Here is a 15,360-nt window from a genome sequence, read left to right as displayed (position 1 = left end):
TGCTTGACACCCGAATGGTGGGTGCTTATGGTTCGCACACAGGCAAGATACTGCACGCCGGCAATTGCCGCAAGCAAGTGCAGTCAAGTTTGTTCCCACGAACCACGAGGCGCCCATGTCCAAGCAAGCCTTTCATCAACTCGTCGCCGATGTGGCGACCCGGATTGCCGGTCGGCCACTCGACGCCGACCTCGACCACTGGCTCAACACTCACCATGGCGCCGGCAGCCCCACTTATGAAGCGCTGAAACAGGCCTGCATCGGCGGCGTGGCCGAAGGCTGGCTGTGCGAGCGCGAAGGCGGCGGGATCCGCTACGGGCGGGCCTTCAAGGCCGAGGACGCGCTCGGCCGCTTCTCGGTCGACGTAGTCGACATGCGCGACATCGCCGGGCCACATCACACGCACCCCGGCGGGGAGATCGATTTGATCATGCCGCTCGAAGGCGACGCGACCTTCGACGGCCGGCCGGCCGGCTGGTGCGTCTATCCGCCGGGCAGCGCGCATTTCCCGACGGTGGCGCAAGGTCGCGCCCTCGTTCTCTATCTATTGCCGGAAGGCCAAATCCAGTTCACCAAATGACCGAACTTCTTTCCAACTACGTTGCCGGCCGCTGGCAGGCCGGCACCGGCGCCGGAACGCCGCTGTTCGATCCGGTGCTCGGCACCGAACTGGTCAGGGTCGATGCGACCGGGCTGGATCTGCCCGGGGCCTTCCGCTTTGCGCGTGAGACCGGCGGCGCAGCCCTGCGCGCTTTGACTTATCGCCAGCGCGCCGGCCTGCTCGCCGCCATCGTGAAAGTGCTGCAGGCGAATCGCGACAGCTATTACGAGATCGCCACCGCGAACTCCGGCACGGTGAAGAACGACTCGGCGGTCGACATCGACGGCGCGATCTTCACCATCGGTCAGTACGCGAAATGGGGCGATGCGCTCGGCGACGTGCGCGCGCTGCGCGACGGCGACGCGGTGAAGCTCGGCAAGGAGCCGGTCTTCCAGTCGCAGCACCTGCAGGTGCCGACGCACGGGGTGGCCTTGCTCATCAATGCCTTCAATTTCCCATCGTGGGGGCTGTGGGAGAAGGCCGCGCCCGCCCTGCTCTCCGGCGTGCCGGTGATCGTCAAGCCCGCGACCGCGACGGCCTGGCTCACGCAGCGCATGGTGCGCGACGTGGTCGAGGCCGGCGTGCTGCCCCCGGGGGCGCTGTCGGTGATCTGCGGCAGCTCCGCCGGGCTGATGGACCAGCTCGAGAGCTTCGACGTGGTGTCGTTCACCGGTTCGGCCGACACCGGCGCGGTGATCCGCTCGCATCCGGCCGTGGCGCAACGCTCGGTGCGCGTGAACATCGAGGCCGACAGCCTGAACTCCGCGCTGCTGCTGCCCGACGCCGCCCCCGGCTCCGAGGCCTTCAACCTGCTCGTGCGCGAAGTGGTGCGCGAGATGACAGTCAAGTCGGGCCAGAAGTGCACCGCGATCCGCCGCATCCTCGTGCCCGCCGCCTCGTATGACGCGGCCGCGGAAGCGATCGGCGCGAAGCTCGCCGGCATCACGGTCGGCAACCCGCGCAACGAAACGGTGCGCATGGGCTCGCTGGTGAGCCGCGCGCAGCTGAATGCGGTGCGCGAGGGGCTCGATGCGCTCAAGACGCAGGCGAGCGTTCTGCATGATGGCAGCACGAAGGCGCTGGTCGATGCCGACCCCGCCGTCGCCGCCTGCATCGGACCCGTGCTGCTCGGCGCGCGCGACGCGGATGCGGCGCAGCGCGTGCATGACATCGAAGTGTTCGGCCCGGTCGCGACGCTGCTGCCCTATCGCGATTTCGACCATGCGATCGCGCTCGCGCATCGCGGCCAGGGCTCACTCGTGACCTCGCTCTACGGCGCGGATGAAGCGGCGCTCGGCCAAGCCGCCGTGCAGGTCGCCGCGAGCCACGGCCGCGTGCACGTCATCACGCCCGATGTCGCACAGGCCCACACCGGCCACGGCAATGTGATGCCGATGTCGCTGCATGGCGGCCCCGGCCGCGCGGGCGGAGGCGCGGAGCTGGGCGGCTTGCGCGCGCTGGACTTCTATCACCGCCGCAGCGCGGTGCAGGCCAGCCCCGCGGTGCTCGCGCAGCTCGGCCTGCCACAGACATAGCGCCCTTCGCGCGGAACGAATCAAGGAGACACACGATGAGCCTGCCTGACACCTTCAACTTCGCCGAGCACCTGTTCGCGCTCAATCGCGGCCGCGCGCAGAAGACGGCCTATGTCGACGACCGCGGCGCACTCGGCTACGGCCAGCTCGAAGACCGCGCCCGCCGCTTCGCCGCCGCCCTGCTCGCCGACGGCGTGCAACGCGAAGACCGCGTGCTGCTGCTGATGCTCGACAGCAGCGACTGGCCGGTGTGCTTTCTCGGCAGCCTCTATGCGGGCGCCGTGCCGGTCGCGGTGAACACGCTGCTCACGGCGGATGACTACGCCTACATGCTCGAACACAGCGGCGCGACCGCGGCGATGGTGTCGGGTGCGCTGCTTCCGGTGTTGCAGGAAGCGATGGCCAAGGGCACGAACCAGGTGCACAGACTGTTCGTCTCCCAGCCGACAGCGGCACTGCCGGAGAACGCGCGCAATCTCGATTCGGCGATCGCCGCGCAGCAGCCGCTCGCCGCGCCCGCGGCCACTTCGCCGAAGGACCATGCGTTCTGGCTCTATTCGTCGGGCTCCACCGGCAAGCCCAAGGGCACGGTGCACACGCACGCGAATCCATGGTGGACCGCGGAGCTGTACGGCAAGCCGGTGCTGGGCCTGACGGAGAACGACGTGTGCTTCTCCGCGGCCAAGATGTACTTCGCCTACGGACTTGGGAATGCGCTGACCTTCCCGCTGTCGGTGGGTGCGACGGTATTGCTGATGGCCGAGCGGCCCACGCCCGACGCCACCTTCAGGCGCTGGACCGGCGCGCACAAGCCCACGGTGTTCTTCGGCGCACCAACCGGCTTCGCGGGCATGCTCGCATCACCCCATCTGCCGGCGCGCGAGGCAGTGGCATTGCGCATGTGCTCCTCGGCCGGCGAAGCGTTGCCGGGCGAGATCGCCCAGCGCTTCAAGCAGCACTTCGGCTGCGAGATCGTCGACGGCATCGGCTCGACCGAGATGCTGCACATCTTCATCTCCAACCGCCCCGGCGACATCCGCTACGGCACCACAGGCCGGCCCGTGGAAGGCTACGAGATCGAGCTGCGCGGCGAAGACGGCAAGCCGGTTCCCGTGGGCGAAGTCGGCGACCTCTATATCAAGGGGCCAAGCACCGCCGTCATGTACTGGGGCAATCCGGAGAAGACGGCCGACACCTTCCGCGAAGGCTGGACCAAGAGCGGCGACAAGTACTCGCGCGATGCCGACGGCTACTACACCTATGCGGGCCGCAGCGACGACATGCTGAAGGTCAGCGGCATCTACGTCTCGCCCTTCGAGGTCGAGGCCACGCTGATGCAGCATCCGGCGGTGCTTGAAGCCGCGGTGATCGGCAAGCAGGACGCCGATGGCCTCACGAAGACCAAGGCTTTCGTGGTGCGCAAGGAAGGCCAATCGGTGAGCGAAGACGAGCTGAAGGCCTTCGTCAAGGAACGCCTCGCGCCCTACAAGTACCCGCGCTTCATGGAGTTCGTCGACGAACTGCCGAAGACCGCGACGGGCAAGATCCAGCGTTTCCGCCTGCGCGAACGAGAAACCCAGTAATGAGCGAAAGCCAATTCGCCGCCATCCAATGGCGGGGCCGGGATGTGCGCGTCGAATACGTGCACATCGCACCGGAACGGACCGATGCACCGCTGGTCGTCTTCCTGCACGAAGGGCTCGGCTCGATCGCGATGTGGAAGGACTTCCCCGAGAAGCTGTGCGAAGCCGGCGGCTTTCGCGGGCTGGTGTTCTCGCGGCCCGCGTATGGACGCTCGACGCCGCGCGGCCCGGATGAAGTGTGGGACGTCGACTTCATGCACCGCCAGGCGCACGAGGTGCTCCCCGCCTTCTTCGAGGCGATCGGCATCGACGAGAAGCCCTGGCTCTTCGGTCACAGCGACGGCGGCTCGATCTCGCTGCTCTACGCATCGCGCTTTCCCGATCGCGTGGCGGGCCTCGTGGTGCTGGCCCCGCACATCTTCGTGGAGGACGTGACGGTCGCGAACATCGAGCTCGCGCGCCGCGCCTACCTCGAGACCGACATGCCCAAGAAGCTGGGCCGCTATCACGACGATGTGGACTCGGCCTTCTGGGGCTGGAACCGCATCTGGCTGCATCCGCCCTTCAAGCAATGGAACATCGAGAACGAGCTCGGCACGATCCGTTGCCCGGTTCTTGCTATGCAAGGCATCGATGACGAATACGGGACCTTGCGCCAGATCCGCGACATTGCCTTGCACGTGCCGCAGACGCAGTTGCTGGAGATTCCTGACTGCGGGCATTCCCCGCATCGCGATCAGCCCGAAACGGCGATAGTGGCGACCGTTTCATTCGTGGGGCGCCATTCGGAAAAGATCTCAGGGAAAACTCTCAATTGAGAGCTAAATAGTTTACCTGTAAAGTATTGACGCCTGCATCAATCTGCGCGGGTGTCCCTGGATTTCGGAAATGGCCCCGGTCGCCAACTTTTATCAACGAAGGAGTTTTCCATGAGCACCCGCATCGCACGCACCACGCTGACGGCCCTGACGCTGGCCTGCATCGCCACGTTGGGCCACGCCCAGACGGGCAAGCTGAAGGTGGGCCTGATGCTTCCGTTCAGCGGCACGTACGCAGCGCTCGGCGTCGCGATCGAAAACGGCTTCAAGCTGCAGGTCGAGGAAAAGGGCGGCAAGCTCGCCGGCCGCGAGATCGAGTACGTCAAGGTCGATGATGAATCCGATCCGGCCAAGGCCACGGACAACGTCAACAAGCTGATCAAGCGCGACAACGTCGACGTGATCATCGGCACCGTGCACTCCGGCGTCGCGATGGCGATGGCCAAGGCTGCCAAGGAAAGCGGCACCATGCTGATCGTTCCCAATGCCGGCGCCGACGCGGTGACCGGACCGATGTGCGCACAGAACATCTTCCGCAGCTCGTTCTCGAACTGGCAGCCCGCCTACGCGATGGGCGAGGTCGCCGGCAAGCAGGGCAAGAAGAAGGCGATGACGATCACCTGGAAGTACGCGGCCGGCGACGAGTCGGTGGCGGGCTTCAAGGAAGGCTTCGAGAAGGCCGGCGGCAAGGTCGACAAGCAGCTCACGGTGCCGTTCCCGAACGTGGAGTTCCAGGCGCTCTTGACCGAGATCGCGGCGGCCAAGCCCGACGTGGTCTACGCCTTCTTCGCGGGCGGCGGCGCGGTCAAGTTCGTCAAGGACTATGCGGCTGCGGGCCTGAACAAGACCATTCCGCTCGTCGGCCCCGGCTTCCTGACTGACGGCACGCTCGAGGCCCAAGGCGATTCCGCGCAAGGCATGCAGACCACGCTGCACTACGCCGACGGCCTGAACACGCCGCGCGACACGGCGTTCCGCACCGCCTACGCCAAGAGCTTCAAGCTGCAGCCTGATGTGTACGCCGTGCAGGGCTACGACGCGGCGCAGATCCTTGGCATCGGCCTCGCGGCCGTGAAGGGCGACATCTCGAAGAAGGCCGAGTTCGCGGCGGCGGTGGAGAAGGCCAAGATCGACAGCCCGCGCGGTACGTTCACGATGAACAAGGCGCACAACCCCGTGCAGGACATCTACCTGCGCAAGGTCGAAGGCAACGAGAACAAGCTGGTGAACATCGCGGTCAAGAACCTGGCCGATCCGGCCCGCGGCTGCAAGCTCTGACCCACCCCCAGGCTTCGCGCACTTCGTGTCGCTACGCCAACCCCCTTGCAGGGGGCAACGCCAGCGGCCCGGCCAAGCCGGTTCCGCGGCGTTTCCCGAACGGGACGTCTCTTTCAACCTTCCAATAAGAAGCGCACACCGTGGACATCGGTACCTTTCTGGTTCAGTGCCTGAACTCCGTGCAGTACGGCCTGCTGCTGTTCCTGGTGGCATCGGGGCTGACACTGATCTTCGGGATCATGGGCGTGATCAATCTCGCCCACGGCAGCTTCTACATGATCGGCGCCTACATGGCGTTCTCGCTGTCGCCGCTGTTCGGTGACCAGTTCATCGTGATGCTGGTCGCGGGCGTGGTGCTCGCGGCGATCTTCGGCTACGTGCTGGAGTGGGCCTTCTTCAGCTATCTCTACCAGCGCGACCATCTGCAGCAGGTGCTGATGACCTACGGGCTGATCCTCGTCTTCGAGGAGTTGCGCTCGCTGCTGGTGGGCAACGACGTGCATGGCGTGAAGGTGCCCGCATGGCTCGACGGCAGCTTCGCGCTCGGCGATCTCATGAGCTATCCGTGGTATCGCCTGTTCGCCTCGGCGGCGTGCGTGGTGCTGGCGGTGGCGCTCTACTACGTGGTGAATCGCACACGACTCGGGATGATGATCCGCGCCGGCGCGAGCAATCGCGACATGGTGCGCGGGCTGGGCATCGACATCCGCCGGCTCTATCGCATCGTGTTCGCTGCGGGCGTCGCGCTCGCGGCGCTGGCCGGGATGATCGCGGCGCCGATGTCTTCGGTCTATCCGGGCATGGGCGCGAGCGTGCTGATCATCTGCTTCGTGGTGGTGGTGATCGGCGGCATCGGTTCCATCACCGGTGCGCTGGTCGCCTCATTGCTGGTGGGTTTCGTCGACACCTTCGGCAAGGTGTTCTTCGCGGAACTCAGCGGCATGGGCGTGTACGTGCTGATGGCGATCGTGCTCATCTGGCGCCCCGAAGGACTCATGGGGAAAAGGCTCTGAGCATGCAACGCGCTTCGTTCTTCATTCCGGTGGCCTGCGCATTGCTGCTGGCCCTGCTCGGCCCGACGCTGAGCCCCTATCTCAGCGACCTCGTGGTGAAGGTGATGATCCTGTCGATCTTCGCGCTGAGCCTCGAACTGCTGGTAGGCATGACCGGGCTCGTGAGCCTTGGCCATGCCGCGTTCTACGGCATCGGCGCGTATGCGACCGTGCTCGGCTCGGGCAAGGAAGGCGGCTCGATCGCGCTCTTGCTGCCGCTCGCGATGGGCTGCGCGGCAGCTTACGCGCTGGTCGTCGGCGCATTGAGCCTGCGCACGCGCGGCGTGTACTTCATCATGGTCACGCTCGCGTTTGCGCAGATGGCCTTCTTCGTGTTCCACGACACCGCGCTCGGCGGCGGCAGCGACGGCATCTACATGTACATCCGCCCTGCCCTCGGCGCGCTCGATCTAGAGAATGCCCGCGTGCAGTTCTACTTCGTGCTTGCATCTCTCGTGTTCACCTATGCGCTGCTGGCCCTGATCCGCCGCTCGCGCTTCGGCGCGGCGCTCGCGGGCATCCGCGTGAATGAACAGCGCATGCGGGCGGCGGGCTTTCCGGTGTATGGCTACAAGCTCGCGGCGTTCGTGATCGCGGGCGCTCTGGCCGGTCTCGCAGGTTTTCTGCTGGCTTCGCGCGACGGCGTGGTCAACCCCGAGTTGCTGGCCTGGCACAACTCCGGCGAGGTGCTGCTGATGATCATCCTCGGCGGCCTCGGCCATCTGCGCGGCGCAGTGATCGGCGCGGTGGCCTTCACGCTGCTGAAGGAGCTGCTCTCGACACATGCGATCGTCGGGCCGCTCGCGGACCACTGGCAGCTCACGCTGGGCCTGGCCATCATCGCGTTCGTCGCGTTGCTGCCGAAGGGCATCATCGGCATGGCCGCTCGTATCTCACCGCGGGGTGCCGCATGACGACCTTGCTCGCAGTCGAATCGCTCACCCGTCGTTTTGGCGGACTCGTCGCCGTCAATGCGGTCACGCTCGATCTCCGGCGCGGCGAAGTGCACGCGGTGATCGGCACCAACGGCGCTGGCAAGTCCACGCTGATCAACATGCTCTCGGGCGAAATCGGCGCCTCCGAAGGGCGCATCTCGCTGGACGGCGAGGACATCACCCACCGCGCGCAGTTCCGCCGCGCGCTCGCGGGCGTGGGACGCAGCTACCAGCGCACCACGATCTTTCCGGAATTCACGGTGCTCGAGAACTGCCGCCTCGCCGCGCAGGCCGCGACGCCGAAGCCGTGGGCGATCTGGCAATCATCGAAGCGCTGCGAGGAGAGCAACGCCGCCGCGCGCGAAGCGCTCGCCGCCGCCGGCCTCGACGGCGTGGCCGATCGCATCGCCGGCACGCTGAGCCATGGCGCCAAGCGCCAGCTCGAAGTCGCGATGTGCCTGGCGACCAAGCCGCGCGTGCTGCTGCTCGACGAGCCGCTCGCCGGCATGGGCGCGGAAGAAACCGAACGCATGCTCGCGCTGCTCGACCGCCTCAAGCAATCGCACGCGATCCTGCTCGTGGAGCACGACATGGATGCGGTCTTCCGCATCGCCGACCGCATCACGGTGATGGTGAACGGCACGGTGATCGCCACCGGCGATCCGGCCTCGATCCGCCAGAACCCGGAAGTGCGGATCGCATACCTGGGCGAGGAGCATTGACATGCTGAAAGTCCAGGGCCTCAACACCTACTACGGCGACAGCCACATCCTGCGCGGCGCCGATGTCGATATTCCTACGGCCACCTCGGTCGGCCTGCTCGGCCGCAATGGCATGGGCAAGACCACGCTGATCCGCTCGGTGATGGGCTATGTGCGTCCCGCGTCCGGGCAGGTGCTGCTCGACGGCCAGAACGTCACCGGCTGGACGCCCGAGAAGATGGCACGCCGTGGCATCGGCTATGTGCCGGAAGGGCGCGGCATCTTCCCGAACCTGTCGGTGCGCGAAAACCTCGTGATGAGCGCGCGCGCCGGCATCGACGGCCGCCGCGACTGGACCTTCGACCGCGTGATGGCGACCTTCCCGCGCCTGACCGAGCGGCTCTCGCACGGCGGCCAGCAGTTGTCGGGCGGCGAGCAGCAGATGCTTTCCATCGGCCGCGCGCTGATGACCAATCCGCGCCTGATGATCCTCGACGAAGCCACCGAAGGCCTCGCGCCGCTGATCGTGGCCGAGATCTGGCGCGTGATCAGCGACATCCGCGCCACCGGCATCGCCACGCTGATCGTCGACCGCGACTGGCGCAAGGTGCTCGCGCACACCGATCAGGCGGTGGTGATGGAGAAAGGCCGCATCGTGCGGCAAGGGGCTTCGGCCGATCTGCTGGCCTCGCCCGAGGTGCTCGAGGAAGTCCTCGGCGTCTGACGCGTCAACGCGACGCGCCGGGTTTCATCAGGTCCGGCGCGCCCTGGCGGTCGCCCGGAAGGGTGTCCAGCACGCGGGGGCGGGGCAGGTCCATCCTCAGGTGCGCGAGCATGGCGTCCAGCTCGGCATCGGAATGACCATCGCCCCGGCCTTCCAGGTCCCACTCCCAGATGGCTTGGAGGTCAGGGACGAACATGTTGTCGAAGACTTCTGCGGCAACCCACGCCAGGTTGGTTCGCTGGAGGTCGAAGCGTTGCGCGAGACGCCGAAGGGCCGCCGCCGGCGGCCCTTTCATCAGCTCTTCCCTGGCAACGCGGCGCACCTCGTCGCTGACTTCAAACATGGCGCTTTCGCTTATTCCTGCGGTTCCAGCGCGTGGGTCGATTCCGGAAGGACGCCCTTGCCCTTCTTGCGGGCTTGCAGAACGAACACGGTGACCTGCCAGACGACGAAAACGGCGATCAATGCCATCAGCGTGCCGCTGATCGGACGCTGGACGAAGACGTTGAAGCTGCCGCGGCTCAGGAGCATGGCGCGGCGGAAGTTCTCTTCGAGCATCGGGCCGAGGATGAAGCCCAGCATCAGCGGTGCGGCATCGAGCTCGAGCCGCATGAAGAGGTAGCCCATCAGGCCGAAGGCGGCGGTGATGAACACGTCTTCCAGGTTGTTGTTCACGCTGTAGGTGCCGATGACGCAGAAGAACAGGATGCAGGGGAACAGCACGTTGTACGGGATCTTGAACACCGACAGCCAGTAGCGCACCAGCGGCACGTTCAGCACCAGCAGGAAGACGTTGCCGACCCACATGCTCGCCACCAGGCCCCAGAAGAGTTCGGGGTGGGTCGCGATCATGTTCGGGCCCGGCTGGATGCCCTTGATGATGAAGGCGGCCAGCATCAGCGCCATCACGGCGTTTTCAGGGATGCCGATGCTCATCAGCGGGATGAAGCTGGTGCGCGCTGCGGCTTCGTCGGCCGCGGCCTGACCGGCCACGCCTTCGATGCAGCCGGTGCCGATCTCGTGCTTGTACTTGCTGACCTTCTTGTCGATCGCATACGCCGCGAACTGCGCGATGGTCGGGCCGCCGCCGGGCAGGATGCCCAGGAAGGAGCCGATGGCGCTGCCGCGCAGGGCGCTCGGCCAGATCCGCTTGAACTCATCCCAGGTCGGAATGAGATTGATCTTGCCGTTGAAGGGCGAACGCTCCTCACGCGCGTCGAGGTTCTTGGTGATTTCGGCAATACCGAAGCAGCCGAGCGCGATGCTCACGACGCCCACGCCGTCCACGAGGAAGGGAAGGTCCATGGTGAAGCGCTGCGCGCCGCTGTTCACGTCGGTGCCGATGCAGCCGAGCAGCACGCCGATCATGCACATCGCCAGGCCATTGAGCAGGCTGCCGGTGGTCACGAAGCTCACGCAGACAAAGCCGACGAGCATCATCGCGACGTAGTCGGCCGGGCCGAAGAGGAAGGCCACTTCACCGAGCACCGGCGCCAGGAAGGTCAGCACGATGATCGCCACCGTGCCGCCGATGAAGCTCGAGAAGCCCGCGGTGAACAGCGCCACCCCGGTCTTCCCCTTGAGCGTCATCTGGTAGCCGTCTATGCAGGCCACGATACTGCTCGCGTGCGGGATCTTCATCGTGATCGCGCTGACGCTGTCGCCGTACTGCGCGCCGTAGTAGATACCGGCAAGCATGATCAGCGCGCCGGTGGTCGGGATCGAGTACGTCAGCGGCAGCAGCAGGCTGATGGTCGCCAGCGGGCCGAGGCCCGGCAGCAGGCCGACGAGCGTGCCGACGGTGCACCCGATGGCGCAGTACATCAGGTTGTGAAGAGTGAGGGCGTGCGAGAAGCCGAACGCCAGGTTGTTGAGTGCTTCCATGATCAGAACAGCGGCAGGTTCAGGCCGAGCAGGTATTGAAGGGCCAGAGCCATCGCGATCAGGCCGGCGGAAATCTTGACGTTGCGCCACCAGGAGTAGGAGGTACCGGCCAAGGTCGACACGAACACCAGGAAGACGATGCCCACGATCATGTTCACGAACATCGACACCAACGCGAAGCCGCAAAGGCTCCCGAGAACGATCAGGATGTTGCGAAAGAAGAGGGGCAGGTGCACCTTCTCGACGAAGAACGAACGCACCACCGTCGCCACGGCAATGATCATCAGCAAGCCGCTGACCAACGCGGGGAAGAAGCCGGGCCCCGCATGACTGAGTTGTCCGATGGGGTAGCGAAGCGCGGTCAGCCCGAAGGCCAGTGCGATCGCCATGAGGAACAAGCCTCTGACAAGATTTCTATTCATGTAAGCACGATCAGGTTGGGGTCATCGAATCCCGCGGTTGCGGCGGCGGCCGGTGCGGAACTTGTCTCCATCCGGCGGGAATTTCCGGATGCTTCGATGTTCTTGCCGCATAACTGAGCGGAATCTGACGGCGACTGTTCGTGAAACTACGTATCAGGCGATTGCGGCGACCCTTGGCGAGTGCCAAAATTTGCGACCCTGATCCGAAGCAAGCATTGCCGATCACCCCGGCGCATTGCGTTGCAAGCGGCGCAACGGCGGGCGAATCGGCCCTCGATCCGAGGAGGAATGTCATGCCGTTGCATCGATCTCCGACCCCGCGCGGCAGCGCCATTGCGGCGTGCGCCTGGATCTTCGCAGCGACCGGCTTGCTGCTACCTGACGAAGTCGGCGCCGGCAAGGCAGCAGGCGGCTTCGATCCGCTGCTCTCGCCATCGGGCAATGTCTGCGGACCCGGCGCGACCGGGCAGCCTGCCTTGCTGAAGGCCCTGGTGCGCGTCGCGGCAACGCAAACCGCAAAGGCGCCGCCGAATCCGACGGTATCGGCCGATGTGCCGCTCTACAAGGACCTCGGCTCGCTCGGGTTCCGCATCAGCACGAAGAACCCGAGGGCGCAGGCCTATTTCAATCAGGGACTGCGGCTGGCCTTCGGCTTCAACCATGCGGAGGCGCAGCGCGCCTTCCAGGCTGCGCAGAAGCTCGATCCGCAATGCGCGATGTGCTTCTGGGGCGAGGCGCTCGTGCTGGGCACCAACATCAACGTGCCGATGATGCCGGACGCCAATGCACCAGCGATGGCCGCGCTGACCAGGGCGGTTGCGCTCAAGGGCAACGCGAGCGCGAAGGAGCAGGCGCTGATCGGGGCGCTCGAGAAACGCTATGCCGACAACCCGCCGCCGAACCGCGCTCCGCTCGATGCGGCCTATGCCGATGCGATGAAGGCGGTGGCGGAATCCTTTCCCGCCGACGACACCATCCAGACCCTCTACGCCGAGGCTGCGATGGACACGCAACCCTGGGACTACTGGGACGCCGGTGGCGCGACGCCGAAGGGCCGGGGCGCGGACATCGTCAGGACGCTCGAGACCGTGCTCAAGCGCGATCCGACGCATCCCGGCGCCATCCACCTCTACATCCATGCGATGGAGGCATCGACACAGCCGGATAAGGCGCTCCCCTATGCCAATCGCCTCGCGGCACTGATGCCCGGGGCGGGCCACATCGTGCACATGCCGGCGCACATCTACTATCGCGTGGGCCTGTACCGCGAGTCGATGACGCTCAACCAGAAGGCGGCGAAGGTGGACGAGGGCTACTTCAAGACCTCTGCATCCGATCCGATCTACAAGACCGCCTACTACCCGCACAACGTGCACTTCGTGCTGGTGTCGGCGCAGATGGGCGGCGACGGCAAGACTGCCGTCGAATCGGCCTCGAAGCTCGACGCCGCGGTGCCGATGGAGCTGGTGAAGATGTTCCCGATCCTGCAGCCGATCAAGTCCGCGCCCTATGCGGCGCATGCGCGATTCAGCGATCCGGACACCATCCTCCAGCTGCCGGCGCCGTCGGACGATGCGGCGGTCGTGCAGACGATGTACCACTACGCGCGCGCCATTGCCTACGCGCACAAGAAGGACAAGGCCAACGCGCAGAAGGAAATCGACGCCATCGAGAAAATCGAAAGCACCGCCGACTACAAGGCCTTCGAGGCGTGGCAGTTGCCCGCGCGCGAGATCATCCGCACCGCAGGCCTCGTCGCCGCCGGTCGGCTTGCCGATGCGAATGGCGATCTCGATGCGGCGGCGAAGTTCTATTCCGACGCGATCGCGATCGAGGACACCATCCCCTACACCGAGCCGCCCTACTGGTACTACCCGGTACGGCAGTCGCTCGGTGCGGTGAAGCTGCGGCAAGGCAAGCTCGACGAGGCGCAGCAGGCGTTCAGGGATTCGCTCGTCAGGGTGCGCAACAACGGCTGGGCGCTCGCGGGCCTTGTCGAGGTGGAGCGCAAGAAGGGTGATGCGAATGCCGAGAAGGCGGCGCGCAAAGCGTATGAGCGCGCATGGTTCGGGCCGCGCGGCGGGCCGGATCTGGCGGCGCTTTGATCGACCCGGCCCGGAAGCACCTCATGGCACGGGAATGAATGCCGTTATCAATACCAGCGAACTCAGCACCACCCACACGGCCGCGAGGTCCCAGGCCAGGGTGCGGTTGCCGGTTCGCTCGCGCCGTTGCCTGAGTACCAACGGCGCGCGAGCATTGGCAGAGGCGTAGTACGCCGGGAGCTTGTGTTCGCAGCCCTTGCAGTAGCAGGCGCCCGCGCGGTTGAGCGTCTTGCATTCCTGGCAGATTTCGCCGCAGTCTTCGGCGGCTGTCGATCGAACGAGATCGATGAGTCCGGCAAATGCGACCGGACACGACGGCCCGGAATCGGGCAACTCCGTGGCCCATGCGGCTTGCGATGCACCCGCGGGACCGAATTCAACGAAAGCGTGGTGCGCGATGAGGAACGGGCGCCCAAGCGTACGACCAGGGATGACAGCAGGGATTGAAGGCATAGGGCTTTCCTCGCTTTCTTTGATGTGAAAAAATCACATTTCGAGAGTGTGTTCTCCAATGAGCGTCGAAGCAATCCTGTCGGACGGGAACTGAACTTCGTGTACGTGTCGCCAGTGCGGGGCGAACAACGTGCCGCAACATGGTGGGCTAAATGACGAAGGAAGCCGTGAGAGCGATCGGCGCCTCCCGCAGGGGCCGTGCAAGAGCTCTGCCTTCCGCGAAGCTCGCGCAGCTGGCGGAGGGTCAGCTCGACTGGGTTCTTGCGGCCTGCGCGCGCGTGATGCGTCCGCTGGTTCGCCTTGCCGTGCGCATGGGTGTCAAGCATGCACAGCTCGACCATCTCCTGCGCAGCCTGCTGGTCGAGGAAGCGCAACGCACCTGGCGTGACAACGGCAACGAGCCGAACCTCAGCCAGATCTCGCTGACCACCGGTCTCAATCGCAAGGTCGTGACCTCGATCGTCCGCGACACGGTCGAGCACCTCCCCTATTCCGAGATGTCCGCGCCCGCGAAGACCATGACGCTGTGGCTGCGCATGTGCACGGACGATCCTTCGCGGCGCACGCTGCCCATCAACGCGGTCGCGCGGGGCCCCTCGTTCGAAGCGGTCGCGCACAAGGCAACCCGCGGGAACGTGCACCATCGCGCGGTGCTCGACGAGCTGGTGCGGCTCGGCATGGTGACCGAGCGCAGCGACGGCTTCGCCGAACTCGATGCCGACGGCTTCGTGCCCGCGCGGGACATGCGCAGCATGCTGGCCTTTCTCGGCGACAACACGCGCGACCACCTGCTCGCGGCGGTGTCGAACACGCTGGGCGGGCAGCGTGCGTTCCTGGAGCGCTCGGTGTTCGCGAGGGGGATCGCCCCGCAGGAATGCGAACGAATTCACCAGATCGCGCGCGTGCGCTGGAATGCGCTGCATCACGAGCTCACGCATGAGCTGACCGATGCTTTCACCGCAGCGCCGAAGTCTGCATCGGCGCGGATGCGCATCGGCATCTACGCCTACTATGAAGAGGGTCCCGCGCCGGCTTCCGACGCTGTCGCGGATGCATCTGCTCCGCCCAAGGAAGGACGACCATGACGAAGACCTTTGCGCGCGATGTCTGTCTGGCGGTGGCAATGGCGGTGCTCGCTTCGTGCGGCGGCGGGGGTAGCAGCGGTGGCATCGCCATCGTCGCCGGAAGCAACACAGGCGCTACGGGCGCAACAGGCATGGCGCCCGGCAGCGCAACCGCGCAGCAGTCGCTGCTGGACAGGACGACCTC

At 65.7% G+C, this 15,360-nt stretch carries 15 protein-coding genes and 1 pseudogene; 12 read left to right on the top strand and 4 right to left on the bottom strand.

Features of this window, described 5'->3' with window-relative positions; translation table 11 throughout:
• The first annotated feature begins 115 nt into the window (after positions 1-115).
• The 9 genes from BLW05_RS28445 to BLW05_RS28405 all read left to right on the top strand — a co-directional run bounded on the left by BLW05_RS28445 (position 116) and on the right by BLW05_RS28405 (position 9,227).
• Positions 116-580 carry a 4-hydroxylaminobenzoate lyase gene (locus tag BLW05_RS28445; protein ID WP_093166950.1) on the top strand — a complete coding sequence of 155 codons (465 nt, stop codon included), beginning with the start codon at positions 116-118 and terminating at the stop codon, positions 578-580.
• Positions 577-2,136, top strand: coding sequence for a 3,4-dehydroadipyl-CoA semialdehyde dehydrogenase (locus BLW05_RS28440; RefSeq protein WP_093166948.1), 1,560 nt, complete (start codon positions 577-579; stop codon positions 2,134-2,136). The genes BLW05_RS28445 and BLW05_RS28440 overlap by 4 nt, the downstream gene beginning before the upstream one ends.
• A gap of 35 nt (positions 2,137-2,171) precedes the next feature.
• Positions 2,172-3,719: a benzoate-CoA ligase family protein gene (locus tag BLW05_RS28435; protein ID WP_093166946.1), complete on the top strand. Its 1,548-nt coding sequence runs from the start codon at positions 2,172-2,174 to the stop codon at positions 3,717-3,719.
• The gene (locus BLW05_RS28430) at positions 3,719-4,537 is read left to right on the top strand and encodes an alpha/beta fold hydrolase (RefSeq protein WP_093166945.1); all 819 of its coding nucleotides are present in this window, start codon (positions 3,719-3,721) and stop codon (positions 4,535-4,537) included. The genes BLW05_RS28435 and BLW05_RS28430 overlap by 1 nt, the downstream gene beginning before the upstream one ends.
• A gap of 111 nt (positions 4,538-4,648) precedes the next feature.
• Complete coding sequence (locus BLW05_RS28425) at positions 4,649-5,815, top strand: ABC transporter substrate-binding protein (RefSeq protein ID WP_093166943.1); 1,167 nt, start codon at positions 4,649-4,651, stop codon at positions 5,813-5,815.
• A gap of 140 nt (positions 5,816-5,955) precedes the next feature.
• Entirely contained in the window at positions 5,956-6,828 is an 873-nt protein-coding gene (locus BLW05_RS28420; protein ID WP_093166941.1) for a branched-chain amino acid ABC transporter permease, read from the top strand.
• A gap of 2 nt (positions 6,829-6,830) precedes the next feature.
• A complete protein-coding gene (locus tag BLW05_RS28415; protein WP_093166940.1) occupies positions 6,831-7,781 on the top strand; it encodes a branched-chain amino acid ABC transporter permease in 951 nt (316 codons plus the stop codon).
• Positions 7,778-8,524: an ABC transporter ATP-binding protein gene (locus tag BLW05_RS28410; RefSeq protein ID WP_093166938.1), complete on the top strand. Its 747-nt coding sequence runs from the start codon at positions 7,778-7,780 to the stop codon at positions 8,522-8,524. The genes BLW05_RS28415 and BLW05_RS28410 overlap by 4 nt, the downstream gene beginning before the upstream one ends.
• Position 8,525: 1 nt before the next feature.
• Positions 8,526-9,227, top strand: coding sequence for an ABC transporter ATP-binding protein (locus BLW05_RS28405; RefSeq protein WP_093166936.1), 702 nt, complete (start codon positions 8,526-8,528; stop codon positions 9,225-9,227).
• A gap of 4 nt (positions 9,228-9,231) precedes the next feature.
• Here the strand turns inward: BLW05_RS28405 and BLW05_RS28400 are convergent, their stop codons facing one another.
• Genes BLW05_RS28400 through BLW05_RS28390 form a run of 3 tightly spaced genes read right to left on the bottom strand, consistent with a single transcriptional unit; the run spans position 9,232 to position 11,500 of the window.
• On the bottom strand, positions 9,232-9,570 hold the full coding sequence (locus BLW05_RS28400; RefSeq protein ID WP_093166934.1) for a hypothetical protein: 339 nt from the start codon (positions 9,568-9,570) through the stop codon (positions 9,232-9,234).
• A gap of 11 nt (positions 9,571-9,581) precedes the next feature.
• Positions 9,582-11,111: a tripartite tricarboxylate transporter permease gene (locus BLW05_RS28395; RefSeq protein ID WP_093166932.1), complete on the bottom strand. Its 1,530-nt coding sequence runs from the start codon at positions 11,109-11,111 to the stop codon at positions 9,582-9,584.
• 2 nt (positions 11,112-11,113) lie between these two features.
• Positions 11,114-11,500 carry a tripartite tricarboxylate transporter TctB family protein gene (locus BLW05_RS28390; protein ID WP_093166930.1) on the bottom strand — a complete coding sequence of 129 codons (387 nt, stop codon included), beginning with the start codon at positions 11,498-11,500 and terminating at the stop codon, positions 11,114-11,116.
• A 326-nt stretch (positions 11,501-11,826) separates the two neighbouring features.
• Between BLW05_RS28390 and BLW05_RS28385 the strand changes: the two genes are divergently transcribed.
• Positions 11,827-13,638 (top strand): tetratricopeptide repeat protein, encoded by a 1,812-nt coding sequence (locus BLW05_RS28385; RefSeq protein ID WP_093166928.1) that lies wholly within the window; start codon positions 11,827-11,829, stop codon positions 13,636-13,638.
• 21 nt (positions 13,639-13,659) lie between these two features.
• Here the strand turns inward: BLW05_RS28385 and BLW05_RS28380 are convergent, their stop codons facing one another.
• Positions 13,660-14,091 carry a hypothetical protein gene (locus BLW05_RS28380; RefSeq protein WP_143044953.1) on the bottom strand — a complete coding sequence of 144 codons (432 nt, stop codon included), beginning with the start codon at positions 14,089-14,091 and terminating at the stop codon, positions 13,660-13,662.
• Between the two features lie 152 nt (positions 14,092-14,243).
• Between BLW05_RS28380 and BLW05_RS28375 the strand changes: the two genes are divergently transcribed.
• Both BLW05_RS28375 and BLW05_RS28370 read left to right on the top strand, forming a co-directional pair.
• Entirely contained in the window at positions 14,244-15,176 is a 933-nt protein-coding gene (locus BLW05_RS28375) for a DUF6502 family protein (protein WP_256330539.1), read from the top strand.
• A pseudogene (locus BLW05_RS28370) lies at positions 15,173-15,360 on the top strand (cytochrome-c peroxidase); the annotation flags it as partial. The gene BLW05_RS28375 and the pseudogene BLW05_RS28370, both read left to right, overlap by 4 nt.

Origin of the sequence: Variovorax sp. YR216 (assembly GCF_900107745.1) — a bacterium.
GTDB lineage: Bacteria > Pseudomonadota > Gammaproteobacteria > Burkholderiales > Burkholderiaceae_C > Variovorax.
The sequence above is the reverse complement of the archived record's forward strand: the minus strand, read 5'-3'. Positions and strand labels throughout refer to the sequence as shown.

Excerpts from the sequence above, each read along its gene's own strand:
- BLW05_RS28445 (WP_093166950.1), top strand. The coding sequence starts at position 116 with ATGTCCAAGCAAGCCTTTCATCAACTCGTCGCCGATGTGGCGACCCGG.
- BLW05_RS28440 (WP_093166948.1), top strand. The coding sequence starts at position 577 with ATGACCGAACTTCTTTCCAACTACGTTGCCGGCCGCTGGCAGGCCGGC.
- BLW05_RS28435 (WP_093166946.1), top strand. The coding sequence starts at position 2,172 with ATGAGCCTGCCTGACACCTTCAACTTCGCCGAGCACCTGTTCGCGCTC.
- BLW05_RS28430 (WP_093166945.1), top strand. The coding sequence starts at position 3,719 with ATGAGCGAAAGCCAATTCGCCGCCATCCAATGGCGGGGCCGGGATGTG.
- BLW05_RS28425 (WP_093166943.1), top strand. The coding sequence starts at position 4,649 with ATGAGCACCCGCATCGCACGCACCACGCTGACGGCCCTGACGCTGGCC.
- BLW05_RS28415 (WP_093166940.1), top strand. The coding sequence starts at position 6,831 with ATGCAACGCGCTTCGTTCTTCATTCCGGTGGCCTGCGCATTGCTGCTG.
- BLW05_RS28410 (WP_093166938.1), top strand. The coding sequence starts at position 7,778 with ATGACGACCTTGCTCGCAGTCGAATCGCTCACCCGTCGTTTTGGCGGA.
- BLW05_RS28405 (WP_093166936.1), top strand. The coding sequence starts at position 8,526 with ATGCTGAAAGTCCAGGGCCTCAACACCTACTACGGCGACAGCCACATC.
- BLW05_RS28400 (WP_093166934.1), bottom strand. The coding sequence starts at position 9,570 with ATGTTTGAAGTCAGCGACGAGGTGCGCCGCGTTGCCAGGGAAGAGCTG.
- BLW05_RS28395 (WP_093166932.1), bottom strand. The coding sequence starts at position 11,111 with ATGGAAGCACTCAACAACCTGGCGTTCGGCTTCTCGCACGCCCTCACT.
- BLW05_RS28390 (WP_093166930.1), bottom strand. The coding sequence starts at position 11,500 with ATGGCGATCGCACTGGCCTTCGGGCTGACCGCGCTTCGCTACCCCATC.
- BLW05_RS28385 (WP_093166928.1), top strand. The coding sequence starts at position 11,827 with ATGCCGTTGCATCGATCTCCGACCCCGCGCGGCAGCGCCATTGCGGCG.
- BLW05_RS28380 (WP_143044953.1), bottom strand. The coding sequence starts at position 14,091 with ATGCCTTCAATCCCTGCTGTCATCCCTGGTCGTACGCTTGGGCGCCCG.
- BLW05_RS28375 (WP_256330539.1), top strand. The coding sequence starts at position 14,244 with ATGACGAAGGAAGCCGTGAGAGCGATCGGCGCCTCCCGCAGGGGCCGT.